General features: G+C 61.5%; 20 protein-coding genes. 8 read left to right on the forward strand and 12 right to left on the reverse strand.

The window, feature by feature from the left end:
• Positions 1–87: 87 nt before the first annotated feature.
• From HMPREF9237_RS00610 to HMPREF9237_RS08705, 3 genes are read right to left on the reverse strand one after another with little or no spacing between them, the layout of a single operon-like run.
• Positions 88–609 (reverse strand): DUF6912 family protein, encoded by a 522-nt coding sequence (locus HMPREF9237_RS00610; RefSeq protein ID WP_016441771.1) that lies wholly within the window; start codon positions 607–609, stop codon positions 88–90.
• Between the two features lie 9 nt (positions 610–618).
• A complete protein-coding gene (locus tag HMPREF9237_RS00615) occupies positions 619–1,503 on the reverse strand; it encodes a hypothetical protein (protein WP_016441772.1) in 885 nt (294 codons plus the stop codon).
• Entirely contained in the window at positions 1,500–2,078 is a 579-nt protein-coding gene (locus HMPREF9237_RS08705) for a hypothetical protein (RefSeq protein WP_016441773.1), read from the reverse strand. The genes HMPREF9237_RS00615 and HMPREF9237_RS08705 overlap by 4 nt, the downstream gene beginning before the upstream one ends.
• Before the next feature lie 373 nt (positions 2,079–2,451).
• Here HMPREF9237_RS08705 and HMPREF9237_RS00625 point away from each other — a divergent pair, with 373 nt between their 5' ends.
• Both HMPREF9237_RS00625 and HMPREF9237_RS00630 read left to right on the forward strand, forming a co-directional pair.
• Positions 2,452–3,432 carry a LysM peptidoglycan-binding domain-containing protein gene (locus HMPREF9237_RS00625; RefSeq protein ID WP_016441774.1) on the forward strand — a complete coding sequence of 327 codons (981 nt, stop codon included), beginning with the start codon at positions 2,452–2,454 and terminating at the stop codon, positions 3,430–3,432.
• 98 nt (positions 3,433–3,530) lie between these two features.
• Positions 3,531–4,520, forward strand: coding sequence for an Rv3235 family protein (locus HMPREF9237_RS00630; RefSeq protein WP_016441775.1), 990 nt, complete (start codon positions 3,531–3,533; stop codon positions 4,518–4,520).
• Between the two features lie 123 nt (positions 4,521–4,643).
• Here the strand turns inward: HMPREF9237_RS00630 and secA are convergent, their stop codons facing one another.
• From secA to ubiE, 3 genes are all read right to left on the reverse strand, one after another.
• Positions 4,644–7,598 carry a preprotein translocase subunit SecA gene (gene secA, locus HMPREF9237_RS00635; protein WP_016441776.1) on the reverse strand — a complete coding sequence of 985 codons (2,955 nt, stop codon included), beginning with the start codon at positions 7,596–7,598 and terminating at the stop codon, positions 4,644–4,646.
• A gap of 135 nt (positions 7,599–7,733) precedes the next feature.
• On the reverse strand, positions 7,734–8,738 hold the full coding sequence (locus HMPREF9237_RS00640) for a polyprenyl synthetase family protein (RefSeq protein ID WP_016441777.1): 1,005 nt from the start codon (positions 8,736–8,738) through the stop codon (positions 7,734–7,736).
• Between the two features lie 50 nt (positions 8,739–8,788).
• A complete protein-coding gene (gene ubiE, locus HMPREF9237_RS00645) occupies positions 8,789–9,493 on the reverse strand; it encodes a bifunctional demethylmenaquinone methyltransferase/2-methoxy-6-polyprenyl-1,4-benzoquinol methylase UbiE (protein ID WP_016441778.1) in 705 nt (234 codons plus the stop codon).
• Positions 9,494–9,662: 169 nt separating this feature from the next.
• On the opposite strand from ubiE, the gene HMPREF9237_RS00650 reads away from it, so the two are divergent.
• Genes HMPREF9237_RS00650 through HMPREF9237_RS00660 form a run of 3 tightly spaced genes read left to right on the forward strand, consistent with a single transcriptional unit; the run spans position 9,663 to position 12,493 of the window.
• Complete coding sequence (locus tag HMPREF9237_RS00650; RefSeq protein WP_016441779.1) at positions 9,663–11,009, forward strand: hypothetical protein; 1,347 nt, start codon at positions 9,663–9,665, stop codon at positions 11,007–11,009.
• A gap of 56 nt (positions 11,010–11,065) precedes the next feature.
• Positions 11,066–11,974, forward strand: a complete 909-nt coding sequence (locus HMPREF9237_RS00655; protein WP_016441780.1) for a 1,4-dihydroxy-2-naphthoate polyprenyltransferase — start codon at positions 11,066–11,068, stop codon at positions 11,972–11,974.
• Positions 11,975–12,013: 39 nt separating this feature from the next.
• Positions 12,014–12,493, forward strand: a complete 480-nt coding sequence (locus HMPREF9237_RS00660; protein ID WP_155875751.1) for a PLD nuclease N-terminal domain-containing protein — start codon at positions 12,014–12,016, stop codon at positions 12,491–12,493.
• Positions 12,494–12,564: 71 nt separating this feature from the next.
• Here HMPREF9237_RS00660 and HMPREF9237_RS00665 read toward each other — a convergent pair whose 3' ends face one another.
• The 4 genes from HMPREF9237_RS00665 to HMPREF9237_RS00675 all read right to left on the reverse strand — a co-directional run bounded on the left by HMPREF9237_RS00665 (position 12,565) and on the right by HMPREF9237_RS00675 (position 14,744).
• Entirely contained in the window at positions 12,565–13,236 is a 672-nt protein-coding gene (locus HMPREF9237_RS00665; RefSeq protein ID WP_016441782.1) for a histidine phosphatase family protein, read from the reverse strand.
• A gap of 86 nt (positions 13,237–13,322) precedes the next feature.
• The gene (locus HMPREF9237_RS00670) at positions 13,323–13,829 is read right to left on the reverse strand and encodes a MarR family winged helix-turn-helix transcriptional regulator (protein WP_016441783.1); all 507 of its coding nucleotides are present in this window, start codon (positions 13,827–13,829) and stop codon (positions 13,323–13,325) included.
• 440 nt (positions 13,830–14,269) lie between these two features.
• Positions 14,270–14,368 (reverse strand): 30S ribosomal protein bS22, encoded by a 99-nt coding sequence (locus HMPREF9237_RS09120; RefSeq protein WP_005504750.1) that lies wholly within the window; start codon positions 14,366–14,368, stop codon positions 14,270–14,272.
• A gap of 169 nt (positions 14,369–14,537) precedes the next feature.
• Positions 14,538–14,744, reverse strand: a complete 207-nt coding sequence (locus HMPREF9237_RS00675) for a helix-turn-helix domain-containing protein (protein ID WP_039898405.1) — start codon at positions 14,742–14,744, stop codon at positions 14,538–14,540.
• Between the two features lie 187 nt (positions 14,745–14,931).
• On the opposite strand from HMPREF9237_RS00675, the gene HMPREF9237_RS00680 reads away from it, so the two are divergent.
• Complete coding sequence (locus tag HMPREF9237_RS00680) at positions 14,932–16,332, forward strand: TrkH family potassium uptake protein (RefSeq protein ID WP_016441785.1); 1,401 nt, start codon at positions 14,932–14,934, stop codon at positions 16,330–16,332.
• A gap of 25 nt (positions 16,333–16,357) precedes the next feature.
• Here the strand turns inward: HMPREF9237_RS00680 and HMPREF9237_RS00685 are convergent, their stop codons facing one another.
• The gene (locus tag HMPREF9237_RS00685; protein ID WP_016441786.1) at positions 16,358–16,597 is read right to left on the reverse strand and encodes a hypothetical protein; all 240 of its coding nucleotides are present in this window, start codon (positions 16,595–16,597) and stop codon (positions 16,358–16,360) included.
• A gap of 286 nt (positions 16,598–16,883) precedes the next feature.
• Here HMPREF9237_RS00685 and HMPREF9237_RS00690 point away from each other — a divergent pair, with 286 nt between their 5' ends.
• Both HMPREF9237_RS00690 and radA read left to right on the forward strand, forming a co-directional pair.
• Positions 16,884–17,576 (forward strand): potassium channel family protein, encoded by a 693-nt coding sequence (locus HMPREF9237_RS00690; RefSeq protein WP_016441787.1) that lies wholly within the window; start codon positions 16,884–16,886, stop codon positions 17,574–17,576.
• 37 nt (positions 17,577–17,613) lie between these two features.
• Entirely contained in the window at positions 17,614–18,990 is a 1,377-nt protein-coding gene (gene radA / locus HMPREF9237_RS00695) for a DNA repair protein RadA (RefSeq protein ID WP_016441788.1), read from the forward strand.
• Positions 18,991–19,056: 66 nt separating this feature from the next.
• Here radA and HMPREF9237_RS09660 read toward each other — a convergent pair whose 3' ends face one another.
• Positions 19,057–20,403: a hypothetical protein gene (locus HMPREF9237_RS09660; protein WP_039898137.1), complete on the reverse strand. Its 1,347-nt coding sequence runs from the start codon at positions 20,401–20,403 to the stop codon at positions 19,057–19,059.
• Positions 20,404–20,431 lie beyond the last annotated feature (28 nt).

The following is a 20,431-nucleotide window of genomic DNA, read 5'->3' on the forward strand; positions in this document are numbered from 1 at the left end:
CTGTACTGCTCAGCCTCACCCGACCGGCACGGCGCTGCCCTCGCGGATCGGCCCGGGCGAGAATCAACACCAAGCGCGTAGCGGTCTCTAAGCCCGCACCGCAGCTCCCAGTTCGAAGGCTAATTCAAGGCGCTCGGAAACGTCATACCAGAGCAAGTCCTCCTCGGCAAGCACCTCAAAAGCTGCCTCGTCATCAGGCCCTGCCAATACGTACGCTTCCATGTCCGCCCCGTCCACATGGATGGAGACCACATCATCCCAGGAGAGCTCTTCGGAAAGCTCCAGAGCAGTGGGCAAATACTCTTCCGGCTGGGCAAGATCCCGGCATTTCTCAGGTGCCACCTCAGCGGCAATCACCACCCGGCGCGGGCGCAAGCCACCTCGCTCCGGCAGCACTACCCCGAACCGAGGATCGGCCTTCCCGGCAAACAATCCCGCAACAGCACGCAAAGAATCATCCGCTGCGGCATTGAAAGCAATCGCCTCCAGATAGTCACGATCTTCATCATTCACTTCACGTGCCAGAGCCTCCGTTGCCGCGTGCACCACACGCCCGGAAAGCACGGACATCGCCACATCGGCAGGAGTAGCCGGAAGATAAATTCTCATGCGCCCAGTCTACTCACCGTCCACACCCCGATAGTCCAGAACGGCGCGCGCCAGCCGCCGCACATCCCGACTCGCCCCACTGCGAGGGGCTAAAGCCACCACGCTCATGCCAGCCCGTTCGGCCCGTGCGTAACGGGCGGCGTCGTCACGCACCCCCACCACGGCGGGTATCGATTCCTCCGCGAGCGCGGCAAAAGCAAGGCGTTCTTCCAGGCCGGCACGGGTGACCACCGGCACGGCCGCACGGCCCAGCGCCCGGGCCCGCCACCACGCTTCCACTCCGCGGCGCAAACCCACCGGTCCGGCACGGCAGGCCACCACAACGAGATCCGCAGCGAGGAGGGCACTGAGAGTCAAGCTATCACGCTCCCCCTCATCCTCCGCATCCGCCCTCTGGTAGTTGCGCTGCCCTAGCTGGTTGTGCTGATGAGGAACGGAGACTCCACCCGTGTGCACAACTGCATCGTCAAGAAAAACGGGCAGTTCCGCGGCGCAATCGGCAATGGTGATCTCCGCGATGGACCGGAGCGTATCCCAAAGGCCGCCCATACCGGGCCCGGTTAGTTCACGCCAGCGCCCGCCGCGGTTAAGACCGGGGAGGAACTGCAAGGTGCCGCGTGGCCCGCCACGCAATTGCCGCATATAACGCGGAAGCTGCTTCTCGATAGCATCGCCGCTATGCAGCGCCCGAGCCACCCCGATAAGCCCGGAAGGTTCCTCACCCAGATCGACAAGCTGAGCCAAAGACGGGTTGCGGGTATCCGCATCAACCAGCAGCACGGTGTGCTGCTCGCTTAGCACCCAGGCAAGGTCACGTGCCAAGGTAGAACGCCCCGGTGCCCCCGCGCTCCCCCAGATCACCACCAGAAACCCGGGCTCAGAGTTCGTGCTCATTGCACCTCACCTACCAGCGTGAACGAAGCCCCCGCCGCGAGTTCCTCCAGCGCCACACCCAGCTCAGCACGCGGGATATGAACTTCCATCGCCGCCGTGCCCACGAAATGTGTATCACTAGCCGTTCCCGCGAAAATGACCTCCCGGGAAATCAGCCGGGCGGGAGCTTTTTCGCCGCTGCCACCCGCGGCGGGAAGTGCCCACAGCTGGGCCGGCGCCCCGCGCGCCAAGGCGGTGGGCAGCGCGCCGCTGAGGGGTAACACCGCCACCACCCGCTCCCCCGCCATGCGCAAAGCCGACTTTTCCACCAATTCACCCGGATAAATCGTGCGCCCTACCGTACCCACGTGACCTGCACGGATATAGGCATCAGCAAGCCCTGCCGGCAGTTCCACCACCGCGAGCCCAGCCTGATCTAGCGACGTACCGGGAACCACCGCCTCGGTCGCCCGATAAACAGGGACAGTAACCGGACCGCGCAGCACGTACGCCCCCGCGAGCGCACCGGCAGCAATCAGTGCCACCCCACCTGCCAGGCGCGGATCTTTCCACCGCGCCCATGTTTTCTCACGCATCTGCCCATCCTTATCCGATTGCCCGCGATTGACCGCGAATACTCGTGACCGGGAGCAAGTGGGGGATGGCCGGACATAACTGCCACCACGGCTCCGGTCGAACTCGCTCGTGCCGTGGTGACAGTGTGGCAGGTAGCACCTAACTCACCAAGCCCCCATCCACAGCTTGTGGATATCGACCTCATCCGTGCCGTTTCTTATATGAGTTATCCACAGACAAATAATGCCGGGTATACCCGGCTGATTAATAGTTGAGCCACACGGGACATTTAGTCATACCACCACGGTGAGAACCGCGTGCCACCCGTTCTTCATCACGAACGGACCGCGCAGTTCTCGGTCCTGACCGGAAACCCCACCGAAGAGGTTCACGATGTCGGCAACGATCAAAGCGCTGCTTTCAGCGCTCGCGGGGCTCGCGTCCGCATTTTTCGCGGTCGCGACGGCCCGCCCGTATACCCCGCCCGGGAGCGTCGCCCAGCTCACCGGGATTCTCACCGTGGGCATATGCATCGTTGCGTGCCTGGCGTGCGCGCGGCTCACCCTCTGCTATTGCGCGGTTGCGCGTTTTGCACGCGGGAAGGACGACGCCGTCACCCGCCTCGCCCGCCGCATCGGCGGACGCCGTTTCCACGCGGCTCTCACCAGCACCCTCGCCACGACGCTGGTGGCCGTACCCGGAGCATGGGCCGCAGAGCCAGATTCTAGTAGTGTTATTGATATTGGCTGGGGCGGTGATTATTCTGCTCTTCTCACCTCGTCGTCTCCGCCCAGGCCAGATCCCACCGGGCTTTTCCGTGTAAACCCTGATGAATTGCTTGGTGATATCTCGTATCGAGATGCGGAAGGTAGTTACTATCTGCACCCACCTATACCATCCGCTACGTCTCCTTCGACCGACCCTCATGAACCAGGTGAGCCAGGCGAAGCGATGGAACCGGGTGCACCTAGCAATGTTGCCACCAATTCTTCCCCCTCAACCTCCTTGGGTCGCCTGGCTGAACCGGCTCACCTTGACCAAGCGGACGATCCGGGTAGCGTTCTCGCCGAATCGCCACGTTCACCAACGCCGAGCACGCCCACTCTCTCTACAACCGATATTTCAGATCTAGCCGCCCCTATCTTCACCCCGGAACTTCAACCTCCCGAAGGGCCACGGACAGCACCTGCGCCGGCCTATATTGTTCAGCCCGGGGACACTCTCTGGGATATCGCCGCTACTGACCTCGGTGCGGGCGCGAGCGATGCGGATATCCTCAGCTACGTACACGCCATCACCACGGCAAATACCATCGAGAATAGCGACCTTATTTATCCTGGCGAGCACTTCATTCTTCCGCCCACGCGCGAATAAAAGAAACGCCTTGTCACCCCGCATCCAGCTTTACCACCAATCCAGCTTGCCTCGGTCACCGAGGCGTATCCCCTATCCCACGCTCTCAAGGAGACGATATGTCCACTGCCCCACATACCGAAAATACCCCCGGTGCTACCGAAACGACGGAGCCCCCGCACCCCGAGCCGTCACCCATATCCAGTGCTGCGGGTCAGGATCTGCCGCCTCCTGAGGACGTCGCATCGGAAGGCCAGTCGCGTTCGGGTTCCCGCCACGAGGCGGAGGAAGCGGAAACAATTCGGGTATCTCGGCTCCCACCTGCACCACCTCCCGTCTATGCGCAACCAGAGACTGATGACATTGTCGCCTCTTTCGATCAGGTGCAACTCGCGGAAGTAACGCAATACCGGGCGGTCACCCGCCACCCGCCTTTCTCGCGCGTGCCCCACGAGGAAAACACCTGCGTAGCGGAGAACCCGCCGCCGACCGCCGACGAGCCCCAGATAATCTCCGGTGACCTTCTCGATGCACAAGCCGCCACCGACGCGGATCCCACCGATGGGATGTCACCCGGAAATGATATTGTGCGTGCCGATACCAGCGGACCTACCGATGACATTGAGATCATCGATAGCGGTCACAGCGCCACTAACCTCGAGACCGCACCGAGCGAGTCCGAACTGCACCAATGGAACCGGCTCGCACTATCGGCCACACCCTACCGGGATATTTGGCGTGAGGACATGGCCACCCTCGATGACCCGCTTCCGCCCGGAATCCGAGCACCGCACCGCTTCGCCGCCGGAATAATTACCTATTCCTTTGAGGTACTGTTGGGCCACCGCGCTCCCGGATATGTGCGCCCACACCTTGTCCCGGAGGTTTTCGCGGCGCTGGTGCGCCGGGCCGGCCTGGCTATGCGCATTAAGGGGAAAGCGCCCTGGCCCGGGGATCTGCGGATTTCCACGCTCAAAATAACGCATCCGCGCCCGCGCGTAGCCGAGGTGATCGCCTGCGTATCTTCGGGCGAGCGAAACCATGCAGTTGCGATGCGCTTGGAATTCCTCCGGGGAAGATGGATCGTCGTCGCCCTTGAAATTGGGTAAACGGAACGTAAGGATAAAAGAACGCGAGCCCGGACCTATTAAACATAAGCGCCGGCCGGTCACGTAACTATCACGCACGTGACCGGCCGGCACCCCGTATGTCTACCGCTAACGACTTACCGCCTAGCGGCGCCGCTTCTTATTCTGCTTCGCCGCGGCGCGGCGCTGCGCCCGGTTACCGCCACCGGCACCCCCCGCCCGGCCTCGACCGCCGCGCGAACTGCCGCGCGAGCCGGTAGTTTCCGTCTCCCCGGAGCCATCCTTCGCCGCCGAGGAATACGAAACGTTCTGCTGCCGCTTCGGCTGCTTAATCCCGAGCGACTCCGCGGTCACGCGCTGGCCGGACGCACCTTCAGCACCCTCACCCACCGCGGCCTGCAAAGCCCGCTGTTTTTCCGCTAGCAGCTGGCGCTGTTGCTCCTGGGCAGCACGCAGAGCCTGCTGGGAAGCGGCCACCTGCTGAGCACTCCCCGCCCCGCTGGTGTGAATCGCAACCCCCGGGCCGGCCATGCCCGCCGCGGTATTCCCCGCAACAGTCACCGGGCCGTTCACCTGGGCTTCAGCTTCCAGACGCGCTGCACGTTCGGAAGGAAGCTCGAACTTGAAGAGGTACCGGACGGTTTCCGACATGATATTGTCGTTCATCGCCTGGAACATGCGGTAGCCCTCGTCCTTGTATTCAACGAGCGGATCACGCTGCGCCATGGCGCGCAAACCGATACCTTCCTTGAGGTAATCCATTTCGTAGAGGTGCTCGCGCCACTTGCGGTCCAGCACGGACAGCACGATCTGGCGTTCCAGTTCGCGCATATTTTCCTCGCCGACTTCCGCTTCGCGCTCCTCGTAATGGGCGTGAATATCATCGGTGAGCTCACGCTTAAGCGCGGTACGATCCAGCTGGGAAGGCCCCCCGATCTCATCGAGGTATTCCTCCGCGGTGAAACCGGGAGTGTAGTAGCCCTTGAGGTCCGTCCACAGCGCGGAAAGATCCCACGCTTCCTCATTATCATCGGCGGTGTGAGCACTGACCACGTCATCCACCACGAAGTCGAGGAAGCCCTGCACCATGGACTCCATATTCTCACCCTCGAGGATGGAACGCCGCTCGGTGTACACCACGGTACGCTGATCGTTCATAACGTCGTCGTACTTGAGGACGTTCTTACGCATTTCCGCGTTCCGCGCCTCATTTTCGGTTTGAGCCCGCGAAACGTTCTTCGACATCTGCTTCGTTTCGATAGGAGCATCGTCGTCCATGGCGTAGCTGAGCATCCGCCCGGCCATACCCTGGCCCCACAGGCGCAGCAAGTCATCTTCCAGGGAAAGATAGAAGCGGGATTCACCCGGATCGCCCTGGCGGCCACTACGCCCGCGCAGCTGGTTATCAATACGCCGGGATTCGTGCCGCTCCGAACCGAGCACGTACAGGCCGCCCAATTCGGCCACTTCTTCGTGTTCGGCCTTGACGGCCTCCTGCTGGCGCGCCAGTTCTTCCGGCCAGGCAGCCTCGTATTCCTCCGGAGTTTCTTCCGGGTCCAAACCCCGGGCCGCGAGCGCATCCACCGCGCGGTGTTCGGGGTTGCCACCTAGCATAATGTCGGTACCGCGACCGGCCATATTGGTGGCCACCGTGACTGCACCCTTACGCCCGGCTTCGGCCACCACGCGCGCTTCCCGTTCGTGCTGCTTCGCGTTGAGAACCTGATGCTCGATGCCTTCGCGCGCGAGCAAATCGGAGAGCTCTTCAGAAGCTTCCACCGAGGCGGTACCTACCAGGACAGGCTGGCCTTTTTCGTGGCGCTCCACAATATCTTCCACAACCGCGCGCAGCTTGGCAGCGCGCGTGGGATAAATAAGATCCTGTTCATCCTTGCGGATCATCGGCTTATTCGTGGGAATAGGAACGACGCCGAGCTTATACGTCGAGGCGAATTCCTCGGCTTCGGTTTCTGCCGTACCCGTCATGCCCGAAAGCTTGTTGTACAGGCGGAAATAGTTCTGGAGGGTGATCGTGGCCAGAGTCTGGTTCTCTGCCTTGATCTCCACACCTTCCTTCGCTTCAATCGCCTGGTGCATGCCTTCGTTATAACGCCGCCCGGGCAGCACGCGCCCGGTGTGTTCGTCCACGATAAGCACTTCGCCGTTAAGCACCACGTAATCGCGGTCCCGTTCGAAAAGCTCCTTGGCCTTAATTGCATTATTCAGGTAGCCGATGAGCGGAGTATTGAGGGATTCGTAGAGGTTATCGATACCCAGGGCATCTTCCACCTTGTCAATTCCCGCTTCGAGCACACCCACGGTGCGCTTCTTCTCATCCACTTCGTAATCGGTATCGCGCCGCATCCGCAGCACCAAGCGCGCGAATTCGCGATACCACTTATTGGCATCACCTTCGGCCGGGCCGGAAATAATCAGCGGGGTGCGCGCTTCGTCAATAAGAATGGAGTCAACTTCGTCAACGATGACGAAATTATGCCCACGCTGCACCAGCTCACTGGTACGCCAGGCCATATTGTCACGCAGATAATCGAAACCAAATTCGTTATTGGTTCCGTAGGTGATATCCGCATTGTATTGCTCGCGGCGCTGTTCGGGAGTTTGCCCGGTGAGAATACAGCCGGTGGTTACCCCGAGGAAACGGTAGACACGCCCCATGAGTTCCGACTGATAGGAGGCAAGGTAATCATTAACCGTGACTACGTGCACGCCTTCACCGGTGAGCGAATTGAGGTAGGCGGGCATAGTTGCCACAAGCGTTTTACCTTCACCGGTTTTCATTTCGGCAATATTGCCCAGGTGGAGAGCCGCCCCGCCCATAACCTGTACGTCATAGGGACGCTGGCCGATAGTCCGCACCGCAGCTTCGCGCACCGTGGCAAAAGCTTCGGGGAGAATGGCATCGAGGGTTTCTCCCTCTTTCAGGCGCTCCTTGAAGCTATCGGTTTGCGCGCGCAACTCCTCATCACTCATCGCCGAGATATCACTTTCGAGCGCATTGACCTGCGCGGTGATGTTCTTCAGCTTCTTCAGCGTGCGGCCTTCGCCGGCGCGAAGGATACGATCAATCAAGCGTGCCACTTCGTCGAGCTCCTTACCGTGGGCATACGGATGCAATTGTACGGGGTAGAAGCGCGCCCCGCCCCACCTCTTTCACCATTAGCTTTGCGTTCTTCATTACGCTCAGTTTTTCACCAGCTCGGCAAAGCCGGCCGCCTAGACCGTACGGTCCACCACCGAGCGGGCATATTGCGTTAGAGCTTCCCGTACCGCCGTGTTCTCCAGGTCAGCGATAGCCGCCACGGCCCGCGCCGCCCATTCCTCGGCGAGCGCCCGGGTTTCTTCCATAACCGAATGATTCCGCAAAGCTTCGAGCACGGTATCAAGGCGCTGCCCGGCAAGCTCTCCGCGGTCCAATTCCGCCAAGATCGCTCGGCCGTCGTCGTCCAATACCCCCGCGGCGGCGCGTTCCCGCAACAAAATAGTGGGCATGGTATCCACCGATTCGCGCAGGTCCGTGCCCTGTTCTTTACCGGTTTCTTCGGAAACAACATCGATATAGTCATCGGCGATCTGGAAGGCGATCCCCACGTTTTCGCCAAATTCTTGCACCCGAGCAGCAACTGGGGCGTACTCGGCCTCCCGGTTCCCGGCCGCGGCAAAAACGCCTTCACGTGCTGAGGCGGCAATAAGCGACCCGGTTTTCCCGGCAAGAACCTCCAGGTAGTGCGCCCGTGGGGACACTCCGTGCGTGCGCCCCACGGTTTCCAGCAGCTGCCCGGTGCACAGGCGCCGGAAGGTTTCCGCGTAATCCTTAACCGCCCGCGGCCCCAGATCCGCCATCATGGACGAAGCGCGCGAAAATAGAATATCTCCGGCCATAATCGCCGCGGAATTACCGTAATTGCGATGCGCGGCCGGAACCCCGCGCCGCAGCGGAGCTTCATCCATAACGTCATCGTGGTAAAGCGAGGCCAGATGCGTGAGCTCCATTGCCACCGCCACGTGCTCGACCCGCTCGGATTCCGGCTCCGGGCCCAGATACCCGCAGAGCAACGCCAAGGCCGGCCGCATCCGCTTTCCGCCCGCCTCGGCAAGATACGTGGTGATCGGGTCCACGCGCAGGTCACCAAAATGCGTGGCCGCGTCCAGCTTTTTTTCGACGACGCCGAGCCGCTCCCCCACGCGGGTGAGTAGCTCTTCGACAGTCAGGTCTTTCACGATAGCCAATCCTAGCTTTCCGATGGTGCGCCGGCCCGCGGCCCGGTGCCTCAGTGCGCCGCCGGCAGGGTAGCGCGGTGCAGCGCAACGATCCCGTTGCACATATTACGGTATTCAACGTCGCGCCACCCGGCTTCGTGCAGCCAGCCGGCCAGAGTGCGTTGATCAGGCCAGTCAATAATCGACTCCATGAGATAGGCGTAGGCCGGACCATCCGAGGAGGCCAGGGCCGCCACCCGCGGGAGCACGTGGCGCAGATAGCCGTGATAGAGGGCGCGGAAAGGCGCGCAGGACGGCGTGGAAAATTCCGCAATAACCACGTGCCCACCCGGGCGCGTCACGCGAGCCATTTCTTCAAGGGCGCGCTGGGGATCGTGAATATTACGGAGGCCGTAAGAAATAGTCACGGCGTCGAACGTATTATCCGCGAAGGGAAGATCGCAGGCATCGGCCTGCACAAAACGCAGATCAGGATGGCGCAGGCGCGCAACCTCGAGCATCCCACCCGAAAAATCGGCGCCCACCACACGCGCCCCCACCCGGGCAAAATGCTCGGTGGAAGTGCCGGTTCCGCAGGCCAGATCGAGGATCTCCATCCCCTCCTCAATACGCAGAGCTTCGGTGACGTAGCGGCGCCACAACCGCACCTGCCCGAAACTGAGGAGGTCATTGCTCAGGTCGTAGCGCGGGGCGACCTGGTCGAACATCCCGGCGACGGCGCGCGGATCTTTGCTGAGTTGTGCACGTGCAGACATGCCCTCTATTCAACCAGCTTGGGCGTATTTGGCAAGAGTAGAATCCCGGCCGGGTGTACATCCGCGGGAAATCCCCGGCTTCGACGGACGCCCCGAGGGACTTCAAACCGGCCATTTTCCGTCAGGTGGGGACTAGACTGAAAAAGAAGTCACGAATCGAGGAGTCGTTATGTCCCTGCCCACGCCCATGCCAGCGATGACCCCGCCTCTGCTGGCCGATGTGCGCCGCGATTTTGGCGCCCGTACCTGGATTGTGGCTCTGTTGAGCCCCGTGATCGCGGTGGTGGTCACCTTCCTTATCACGCTTTTCTTCGCCTGGCTCGGCTTGCGCGGCATGAGCGGTCTCGATATGGGCGGGGTGAACCTCGCCGAAGTACTCACCGCCCCGAAGTGGGCGGCCCTTACTTTGCTGCTAGCCCTGGGCGGCACCGCGCGAGTAGTGGCGGAACCGAGTCTTTTTGATATGAGTTTCTTCGTTCCGGCTCTCACCCTCACCCTCCTCATCGGTCTCATCATCTACTTCCTCAACCAGTGGGTGGGCCGGGGCAAGCGAAATTCCACCCTGCTGGTGTGGATTCCGGCCTGGGTATCGGCCGGGGTACTGGCGGCAATCGGCGCCGGGCTGGCCGCGTTCATGCGGGTGGATCTGAGCCCGGGCGGTGCCTTCATGGGCCAACCGATTCCGCCGCTTGCTTTACAGGCCAGCCCCCTTTTCACGGCGCTCACCTGCCTCCCGCTCGGACTTTTCGCCGCGGGCTTCGGGCGCATGACCACGGTGAAATCCACCCCGCGTAACCGTTTCACCCTCACGGCTGCGTCCTCTATTCCCACCTACGCGCACGCGGTACGCCTAGCCTTCACCGCTTTTATCCTGGTGAGCTGCATTTCCGCTCTCGCTTTTGGAATTGACCTCATGGTCCGCCAGGACGCGAGTATCGAGTGGCTCCTCGTGGCCTTCCCCTTCTTCCTCACCACCGGAGTTGTGACCATGTTCGGGGCGGTGGGTGCCTCCTTCGCTGCAATGTATGATGCCACCGGCTTGGGAATGGGCCCGAATGCCCAGGGGGATACCACGCTGCTGCTCTGGGAACACCTGGCTACCGTGCCCGCTATCATCGCGCTCATCTCCATGGTTCTCGCTCTGGTGTGGACGGCCTACCGCTGGGGCCGTTCACGTGATCCGCGCATGGAATTCGGGGCTATTGCCTGGACGGTGATGCCTTTCGGATTCGGGGCAACCACCGCGGTTATTTGGGGTATCGCCCGCGGGTCGGCCAAGATGACCGCGCAGGGAATGGAACTGGCCAATGCCAGTTACGACCTGCACTGGTACCTCATTTTCATCGGGATCGGCCTGGGCCTCGTGGTGGAAGCTTTCTCGCGATTGTTCCGCACCCTCCCGCCCGAAACGATGGCGACGGGGTACCTCACCCCGCACGCCTCGGATATCCCACATCATCCTTCCGTGCCCGGAGCCCCGGGCGGCGTGGCTTTACACCCGGAGTATCCGGCGTAATCCCTCGCGGTGAGGGTGATGCGCTCAGGATGTTTCTCTCGATAGAATAAGCGGCCGTGGCAACTGTTACTGATTGGCTCGAAGGTGCGCGCGTTCGCACCCTTCCCGCAAGTGTCTCCCCGGTGATCGCCGGGGCTGGAATCGCGCTGTGGGAAGGGACGCTATACGGCCCTATTCTTGCCTTGGCTTTCGTTCTCGCTCTGCTCTTGCAGATCGGCGTGAATTTTGCGAACGACTATTCCGACGGGATTCGCGGCACTGACGATCACCGTACCGGCCCACCCCGCCTCACGGGTGGCGGAACAGTGCGCCCGGGCGTGGTACTCGCGGTGGCCCTCACCTGCTTCGCCCTCGCGGCTCTCGTGGGTCTCATCATTATCGCCTGGTGCGGGAAGTGGTGGCTTATCGGAGTGGGCGTGGCAGCACTGCTGGCTGCCTGGTTCTATACCGGCGGGCGCCACCCCTACGGCTACATGGGACTGGGCGAAGTTTTTGTTTTCATTTTCTTCGGTTTGGTAGCTACCTGCGGCACCGTCTATATCCAGGGCGGCACGGTGCCCTGGCAAGCCTGGGTTGCCGCAAGCGCCGTTGGTCTCATCGCCTGCGCTATTCTTATGGCTAATAATATTCGCGATATTCCCACCGACGCTGTTACCGGGAAACATACTCTCGCGGTGCGCTTGGGCGATACCTGGGCACGGCGCCTCTATGTTGCAATGCTCGCGGTGGCCATGGGATGCGGCGTCGTGCTGGCATTCACGCCGAGCACCCACCAGGCGTCCCTCCTTCTCTATCTCCCCGCCTTCGCTATTGCTTTCCGCAATAGCTGGCGGATGCTCAGCCGCGGACCGTCCCGCGCGCAGGGGCGCGCTCTTATCCCGGTGCTGAAAACCACGGGCATTACCGAGCTCGCTTTCGCGCTGGCGGTCCTGGTGTCTTTCTGGGCCAGTTCGCTCTTGGTCTAGGCAGCTGTAGCCCCCGGTGCGAACGACTAAGATGGTGGTATGGCCCGAGTAATTATGGCACTTTTTGCCGTCAGCATCTGGATTTACGGCATCATTGACGTCATCCGCACGGACACCACCCGCATGCCGGGCCGGCTGCGTAAGCCGGCGTGGCTCGCCCTCACGGTTCTGGTGCCGGTTTTCGGGTCGCTGCTGTGGATCGCTTTTTCTTTCCCGGTCAAGTTCCCGCAGCAAAATATCTCGCTCGGTTCTTTTGGGCGGGGTCGTTCCTCGTCACAGCGGCGCCGTCGCCCCGTTGCACCCGACGACGATCCGGATTTCCTGTCCCGTTTGGACGCGGAAAACCGTTTCCGCGAATGGGAACGGCAACAGCGTGAGAACGACGCCGCATCGAACTCCCCCACCGCGGGTGAGTCTCACGGAACAAGCAAGCCCGAAGCGACCGGAAAGCACCCGGATAATCCCGAGGATTCTGAGGGTTCTGAAGGGTCGCAACCCACGCGGCCCGCGCAGGACTAGCCGCCGCGCGGAACCGCGCGGCACACGCTTCCGTTAGCGTCTAGCCACCGTAACTCCCGCGGAGTTCCAGATCAGTCTCCGCGGTTTTCATCAGCCGCGGAGATCCCCGGCGTGATATCGCGTGCCCGGGCCAGGAGTTCAGCCGCGGGTTCGGCATAATCCACCGCCACCAAACTGGTGCCCTGGAATGTTAACGAGGTCACCGAACACAGCGCGCACTGGCGCCGGCGCGGGTCGTGGGCGAGGGAGCGCCCCTCCACGAAGGAGCGCAGCGTCCAAATTGGAAGCTGATGGGACACAAGTACCGCTTCGCCGCCGCGCGCTGCTGCGAGCCCGCTGCGCACCGCATTCGTCATACGCGCTGCGATATCCGTATATGGCTCACCCCAGGAGGGCCGGAAGGGGTTGATGTACCACGGCCAGAATTTCGGGGAGGCCAAGATCCACCGATTCCGGTTGACGTTGATGCCCTCGAAATTATTGCCCGCTTCGATGAGATTGGCGTCGGTGCTAATCTCGAGGTCGAAGAGGTGCGCGGTAGGTGTGGCAGTTTCAATAGCCCGTTCGAGCGGAGAGGATATCACCGCGCGGACATCATGCCCGCGAAAGAAATCCCGAACGCTGCCGGCCATCTCCCGGCCCAGATCGGTGAGGTGAAAACCGGGTTGGCGGCCGTAAAGTTCGCCGCTGGGGTTATCCACCTCTCCGTGGCGGACCAGGTGAACAACTGTTACGTCAATCATGATGCCAGTCTACGGCACCGGGAGCTGCCGGCCGGACAAAGCTAAGTTCCCTGGGGGAGCTCACTCCGACCGGCGTGCCCGAACGTCTACCAAATATCCGCGGGGTTACCCACGAGGCGGGCACACAGCTCGCCCATCTTGAGAAAGTCATCGTGACCGAGTTTGTCCACGAGGTGAGCGCGAACTGACATGACGTGGGTGACGGCCGCCTTCTCGAGCAGCGCGAAACCAGCATCGGTGAGAGTGCAATCCACCCCGCGCCGGTCATGCGCGTTGGCGGAACGGGCTACCAAGCCGCGCGCCTCGAGGCGGCGGACGGTGTGGGTGAGCCGCGAGCGGGAATGTACCATCACATCAGCGAGAGTCGACATCCGCATGCAGCGATTTTCCGCCTCGGAGAGACGGGCGAGAACGTCATATTCGTTCAATGACAAATTGTAATTGACCATGAGTGCGTGATTAAGCGCCTCTGCGGTCACGGCTGTCGCGCGCAGATACGCGCGCCAGGCAAATTGTTCCTCTTCAGAAAGCCAGCGAACTTCCGCGGCCATGAGATTCTTCCCTTCGTCAGGCACGATGTCACGTCGTGACATTAACGGCAACTCACACGGGACGTGCGAGTCTTCATTACGTCGTTGCGCCCGCGCCGGACGCAACGCACCCGGCTTCCACCGGGTGAACGATGACGCCACTTCTCCTCATTTTCCCACGTGGGAACGCTGGGGCGAAAGGCCTTAAGCGGTGCTGTTTCACGGTGCCGCACCCGGCATCTGCATGCCTGTGCAACACCGCAAACCATAGCATCATGTGAAGTATACCTTTGTACGAACATAACTCAGAGTTACATTCTCTTTTTAAGAAAGGCGAGCCTTACCTCAATAGTCATATTGATATGTATCTTTGCCCGAATTGTCAAGGTTCATCCGGGCAATACCTCATAAATATGTGAGCACTTTCACTTACCGATTTTCTACGGTATCGCCGTACCAAAACAAAAAGGCCCGGACATCCGGGCCCTTCCGCACGCGGGGAACTACTTCTTGTTCCGACGCTGGTGGCGAGTTTTACGCAGCAGCTTACGATGCTTTTTCTTCGACATACGCTTGCGGCGCTTCTTAATAACGGAACCCACAGGCACCTCCAAAACTAGATCGCGGGGAATCGCCCCGATGGAACATCACAGTATCTTACCGGCCCGCGCCCGCCTATGCGTAGCGCGTGAATCAGAACACGGTTAAATTCACAACCGCTCCGGACCGCCACCGTTTCGGGTAACGACGCCGTACCGGCCGCGCGCCGAACTATTCCCCCACCACGCGCTGTTGCGGGGCGCTATTTCCGGACAGGAGCGCTTCGACGGCGCTGGCGGGTACCCGGTAGGAACTTCCCACCCGCACGGCCGGCAGATCGCCGGCGTGAACCATGCGATAGACGGTCATCTTCGAGACACGCGTCAATTCAGCCACTTCCGCGACGGTGTAAAACTGCGGAGACGAAGGCATCTGCATCTGGTTCATCCCATCATCCTGGAGTAATTTTTTGCCACATCGGCAACAGCTACAGCAAGGATATCCCATATTCTCAGCGTTCACAGCTTTTTAACCATGATCTTGACGGCAGGGGAATATACTACGGAACAGGTACGCGGCGCTTTTCTTGGCCGCAGCCGGTAGCTCGAGGACCCGGAGGACGCCCATGGCAGCACACCCTGAGGTGGCATCCGCACGCCTGAGCTGGCGTGATCGCCTGGCGGCTGCGGGTGGGCGCGTGGATCGAGTGGCGCGGGATCGGCCAGCTCGTTTGGCTCTGTTGATCTTCGCGCTCATTATTTTGCTTCTCACCGCCGCACTGTCTTTGCCCTTGGCTACCACCACGGGAAAGAGCGCTCCTTTTATTGATGCACTCTTTACCGCGACGTCCTCCGTATGTGTGACCGGTTTGGTGACGGTTGATACCGCCACGTATTGGTCGGTTTGGGGACAGCTTTTCATTTCTTTCGGGCTCATTGTGGGTGGCTTGGGCGTCATGACACTCGCCTCGATTCTGGGGCGGGCGGTTTCGAGACACGTGGGGCTCACCCAACGCATGCTCACCGCGGAAGAAAATCAATCGAGCCTGGGCGAAGTGGGTACGCTGCTGCGCGCGGTTATTATTGTGGCCTCGACGGCGCAGGCCATCTTATTCCTGGCCCTCCTCCCCTTCTTCTTGCGTAATGGCGAGGCCCTCCTTCACGCTCTCTCGCATTCCTATTTCATGGCAGTCTCCATCTTTAATAACGGCGGCTTCGTGATCATGCCCGAGGGCGTGAGCCCGTATGTGGGTCAGTGGGCGCTGACTATCCCGATTATTTTGGGGACTGTTGCCGGGGCCATTGGCTTCCCGGTGGTCTTGGATATGTGGCGTCATCGTGCCCGCCCGCGCAAATGGTCTGTGACCACGAAAATCACGCTGGTGACCTATATCAGCTTGGCGGTGCTCGGCGCGGTTTTCCTGGCGGTCCTGGAATGGAATAACCCGAATACCCTGGGCAATCTGGCGGTAGCCGATAAAATCAACGCCGCGCTCACACTTTCGGTAGATGCGCGTTCCACGGGCTTGACCACAATCGATGTGGGGGCAATGGGTGAAACGTCGTGGATTCTCCTGGACTCCCTCATGTTTATCGGTGGCGGTTCAGCTTCTGCGGCAGGCGGCATTAAGGTAACGACTTTCGCGGTGCTTTTGCTGGCCATTCGCGCCGAGGCGCGGGGTGATCGCGATACGGAAGCTTTCGGTAAGCGTATCCCTGCCGAGGTGTTGCGCCTGGCTATCGCAGCGACCTTCGCCGGCGGGATCATGGTGGTGACCGGTTCGGTGGCACTGCTTCAGCTGACGAATTTCACCTTCTCCGAGATTCTGGTTGAGGTGATTTCAGCTTTCGCTACCTGCGGTTTAAGCACCGGGATCACCGGGGCACTGCCGGCGAGCGCGAAGTTTGTGCTGGTGCTCCTCATGTTCTTTGGGCGCACGGGCACGATGACGCTCGCGGCCGCTTTGGCGCTACGGTCACGACGCCGCACCATCCGGCTGCCCGAGGAACGACCGATTATTGGCTGAGCTGGTACGCCGCTAATCCCAGAATTTACCTACGCGAGCCACGGTGTTTCGTGCCGGCTGCGCCGCCGTCGTTCCTAAAAATACTGCGCAAAGAAGAGATGAACATAAGCACCGCGACCACTATGGCCGGGGCAATGGCATTCGGGGTTGCCGGCGGGAAAATGTGGTTGAGAAGGGTGACCGTCAGATAAGCAACCCCGCCGCCAATCGCGGCCACTACGAGCGCATTGATAAGGCCTAGCGCAAGCGCGCGCCAATCCTTCATAACATCCCCTACCTACCCGGGCCGATAACCGGCGGATGCCTTTATCCTAAACCGTGCGAAGTTCCCATCACGAGTGTTCCCGTGACAAACCTTCATCTTTTACATCGAGATATTTCACGTACCACGAGATACTGTTCCATAATGACCTACCTTTCTTCGATATCGGTTGAGTATGTTTACGCAGAATTCCTGCGTACCCCCATGGTCGCACGGGCTTACGACATGAATTTTGGCGCGGAGCGTTAGACTACGAGCCAGAGATATTGTGACCGGAGAAAGGGCGGCTATGCCGGATACGCGCGACGAACAAGCCATCCTCGTGGTGGGGCTGGGGCGTTTTTCGACCGCTATCGCTACCACGCTCGATGATTTGGGGCGTGACGTGCTCGTCGTCGAAAAGAATCCCGATACCGCGCAGCGCTGGAGCCACCGCCTGCGGGTGGTGGAAGGTGACGCCACCAGCATGGAGGTGCTCGACCAGGTGGGCGCCGGGGATTTCACCGTGGCCGTGGTGGGCGTGGGGACCTCGTTGGAGGCCTCCGTGCTGGTGACCGCGAACCTGGTTGACCTGGGGATTCCGCAGATTTGGGCGAAAGCGGTTTCGCGTGCGCACGGGCGGATTTTGCGACGCATCGGCGCGCACCACGTTATTTATCCGGAGTACGACGCCGGAACGCGCGTGGCACATATGGTCTCAGGCCGAATGCTCGACTATATCGAGATGGAGGACGGCTTCTCCATCGTGAAAATGCGGCCGCCGCGGGAAATTCGCGGCTTCACCATCGCAAAATCGCGTATTCGCGAGCGTTTCGGGGTGCGGATTATCGGGGTGAAGGCCCCGAACCAACCCTTCGAGTACGCCACCGAGGACACCCTCATCGGGGCCGATGACACGATTATTGTGTCTGGCGATACCGAGTTGCTGGAGGAGTTCGCCAACAGGCAGGGCTGGATTCCTGCGGTGGGTTCAGCTCGGTAGCGATTTTTATGTCGGAGGCCCCCTCTAGGATGGAGGCATGGCAAAACAACCGGCAACCGTGTACGAATGCAGCGAGTGTGGGTGGTCCACCGGCAAATGGATGGGCCGCTGCGCGCGGTGCGGCTCGTGGGGCACGCTTGAGCAGCAGAGTCCGGCCGCGCCCTCAGCAGCTCCGGCCGCGTTAGCCCCTACCTCACCGGCGCAACCTATTACCTCCGTGCCGGCTACCGCCGCGCAAAAAATCCCTACCGGGGTATCTGAATTGGATCGGGTACTCGGGGGTGGTTTAGTTCCCGGGGCAGTGGTATTGCTCGCCGGGGAACCGGGAGTGGGGAAATCTACCTTGCTCTTGGATGTGGCGGCGAAGGCCGCGCGCGCTGCTGCGGGCGCGGGGCGGGCGCCGGTTCTCTATATCTCCGGGGAGGAATCCGCATCCCAAGTGCGCCTGCGCGGGGAACGCATCGGGGCGATGGATGAACATCTGCTTCTTGCCTCGGAAAGTGATATCGGGCGAGCTCTGGGGCATATTGAGAATGCCCGGCCTTCCCTGCTTATCGTGGACTCGGTGCAAACCTTGGCCGATGCGGAGGTAGCTGGAACGGCCGGTGGCCCGGCGCAGGTGCGGGCCGTCACCGCGGCGCTCGTGAGCGTGGCCAAAACGCACGGCCTACCGGTGGTGTTGGTCGGGCACGTCACGAAAGATGGCTCCATTGCCGGGCCTCGCGTTCTGGAACATCTGGTTGATGTGGTGTGCCAGTTTGAAGGGGATAAACACTCGCGGCTGCGCCTGGTACGCGCGGTGAAGAACCGCTACGGCGCTACCGATGAAGTGGGGTGTTTTGAACTCACCGAAAATGGAATTGTGGGGCTTCCCGATCCGTCCGGGTTGTTCCTCTCCGCCCGTGATCACACGGTGCCCGGCACCTGCGTATCCATGACTCTCGAAGGGCGGCGGCCCATGCCGGTGGAAGTACAGGGGCTGGTGGTACCTGCTTCCGGGCGGCCGCAGCGCACCAATTCCGGGGTGCTCTCCGCACGGGTGGCCATGATGGTCGCGGTACTCCAGTCACGCCTGGGCTTGAGTTTGGATCAGAAAGATATTTTTGTGTCCACGGTGGGTGGGGCGCAGGCCAGTGAACCGGCTGCGGATGCCGCTATTGCCTTGGCGCTGGCCTCGGCCTACGTGGATCTGCCACTCGCCCCCGGAGTGATCGCCATCGGGGAAGTTGCCCTAACCGGAGAGCTCCGCCCGGTTACCGGGCTCCCCCAACGCCTCAACGAAGCCGCACGGCTCGGTTTCACCCTCGCGATTGTGCCCGAACGCACTGATAGCTCGAAACTACCCGAGGGGATTCGGGTGCAGCGCTGCGCGGATATACGCCAGGCCCTGGAATCGGTGCTCCCCACCGAATAGGAGGTAGCCACCGCACATAGGCAGTAGAGCAACCGGCAGGATCTGGCTAGCTAGCTGGTTAGCTAGTTAGTTTGCAGCTTCAGAATCACCCTCCGGGGCAGGTGCCTCGGCGCCTTCTCCGTTACCAGTTTCCGGAGCGGGTGCCGTTCCTTGAGGATCACCTTGCGCGCCTTCCGCACCGTTCGCAGCGGGATTCGCCTCCGTGCTAGGAGCCGGGCTGGCGTCCGTACTCGCTTCAGAACCGGCCTCATCATTCGGACGAGCGGGTTGCGCCCCGCCCCCGGTCATCAGCTCAAAAACCGCGGTCGCGGGAGAAGCTGCGCCGTCGGCAAAAATAGCTTCCGCCTTGTACGTGCCCGGCGTAGATAGCGAACCCGAGCTACCGCACCCGGCGCCCTCGTTCCCGCCCGGCCACGTCACCGTGGTCACGGCATCCATCCCACGATCCAGCAGCAAACGCCGGTGTTCCTCCCCGGCCCGGCAGGCCGCGGTATTCGCCACCTGGTGCCCGCCGGAAGTAATCGACACATTAAGGTTGCCCCACCCGGCATCCACATAACACGGATTCGTGGTCGACTTATTCGTCAGCTCCACGGAGAAAGACACCGGAGCTCCCGCACCGCGTTCATTATTCGTCACCCGCATCCGCAGCATATCCGGAGTGCAGGCCACCGGCTCATAAAAAGCCGTCGGAACCGCAGCCTGAGCTTCCGCATGTTCCTGAGAGCGCGAAGCCGCGAACCTAAACGTCACAACCGCACCAATAACCACCGCGAGCGCAGCGAAAATCCACAACCAATGCTTCGGCTCCAAACGGGCGAGAATCGTAGCCTTTTCCCGGACCTGCCTCTGCTGCCGCGATCCGGCCGGCAACGTACGACGCCGCCGGGTAGGTGCCGGGCGTTCCCGGCTAGTGCGCTGCCCGGCACGCGCCTGCCCAGCGCGTTCCCGGGGCGCGCGCTCCCGGGAAGTACGTTCCCGCGCACGACGCTCCCGAATTTCCCGCTCTTGACCCGCTCGTGCTTGGCCCGCCCGCTCCCGATTGACGCGCTCCCGGTTTACGTGATCCCGGGGGTTTCGCCGCTGCCGGCTTACACCCTGCTGAGCTGACCTTTGTTGCCCGCCGCGCTTCTGATCACCGCGCGACTGCCCGGTACGTACTTCGCCAGCGCGCTGCCGAGCTGCCGGCATGCCCGCCCGGTTGCTGCGCTGCCCGCGCTCCGATGCTGCCGAAGGGGCTGCGCGACGCTCCGAGCCGCGCTCTTTTCCGCGAACCGGGCGCTCGCGCTGATTCTCCCCGCGCTTCATGCGCGCGGCTCGCCCAGCCTGATCCTCCCGCTGCTCGCGGCCACGCCGCGGCGCAGCACCCGTGGGCCGCTTGTGCGCGCGGCGCTCTCCGCCCGTTTCTTTCACGGATCCACGGTACCAAAACGTGCATATT

It is taken from the genome of Actinotignum schaalii FB123-CNA-2, assembly GCF_000411135.1.
Classification (GTDB): Bacteria; Actinomycetota; Actinomycetes; order Actinomycetales; family Actinomycetaceae; genus Actinotignum; species Actinotignum schaalii_A.

Coding starts and splice junctions, on each gene's coding strand:
- HMPREF9237_RS00670 (WP_016441783.1), bottom strand. CDS start 13,829: ATGTCACGACGTGACATCGTGCCTGACGAAGGGAAGAATCTCATGGCC.
- HMPREF9237_RS00660 (WP_155875751.1), top strand. CDS start 12,014: ATGGCCCGAGTAATTATGGCACTTTTTGCCGTCAGCATCTGGATTTAC.
- HMPREF9237_RS00680 (WP_016441785.1), top strand. CDS start 14,932: ATGGCAGCACACCCTGAGGTGGCATCCGCACGCCTGAGCTGGCGTGAT.
- HMPREF9237_RS00675 (WP_039898405.1), bottom strand. CDS start 14,744: ATGCAGATGCCTTCGTCTCCGCAGTTTTACACCGTCGCGGAAGTGGCT.
- ubiE (WP_016441778.1), bottom strand. CDS start 9,493: ATGTCTGCACGTGCACAACTCAGCAAAGATCCGCGCGCCGTCGCCGGG.
- HMPREF9237_RS00685 (WP_016441786.1), bottom strand. CDS start 16,597: ATGAAGGATTGGCGCGCGCTTGCGCTAGGCCTTATCAATGCGCTCGTA.
- HMPREF9237_RS00610 (WP_016441771.1), bottom strand. CDS start 609: ATGAGAATTTATCTTCCGGCTACTCCTGCCGATGTGGCGATGTCCGTG.
- HMPREF9237_RS00625 (WP_016441774.1), top strand. CDS start 2,452: ATGTCGGCAACGATCAAAGCGCTGCTTTCAGCGCTCGCGGGGCTCGCG.
- HMPREF9237_RS08705 (WP_016441773.1), bottom strand. CDS start 2,078: ATGCGTGAGAAAACATGGGCGCGGTGGAAAGATCCGCGCCTGGCAGGT.
- HMPREF9237_RS00690 (WP_016441787.1), top strand. CDS start 16,884: ATGCCGGATACGCGCGACGAACAAGCCATCCTCGTGGTGGGGCTGGGG.
- HMPREF9237_RS00665 (WP_016441782.1), bottom strand. CDS start 13,236: ATGATTGACGTAACAGTTGTTCACCTGGTCCGCCACGGAGAGGTGGAT.
- HMPREF9237_RS00650 (WP_016441779.1), top strand. CDS start 9,663: ATGTCCCTGCCCACGCCCATGCCAGCGATGACCCCGCCTCTGCTGGCC.
- radA (WP_016441788.1), top strand. CDS start 17,614: ATGGCAAAACAACCGGCAACCGTGTACGAATGCAGCGAGTGTGGGTGG.
- HMPREF9237_RS00630 (WP_016441775.1), top strand. CDS start 3,531: ATGTCCACTGCCCCACATACCGAAAATACCCCCGGTGCTACCGAAACG.
- HMPREF9237_RS00615 (WP_016441772.1), bottom strand. CDS start 1,503: ATGAGCACGAACTCTGAGCCCGGGTTTCTGGTGGTGATCTGGGGGAGC.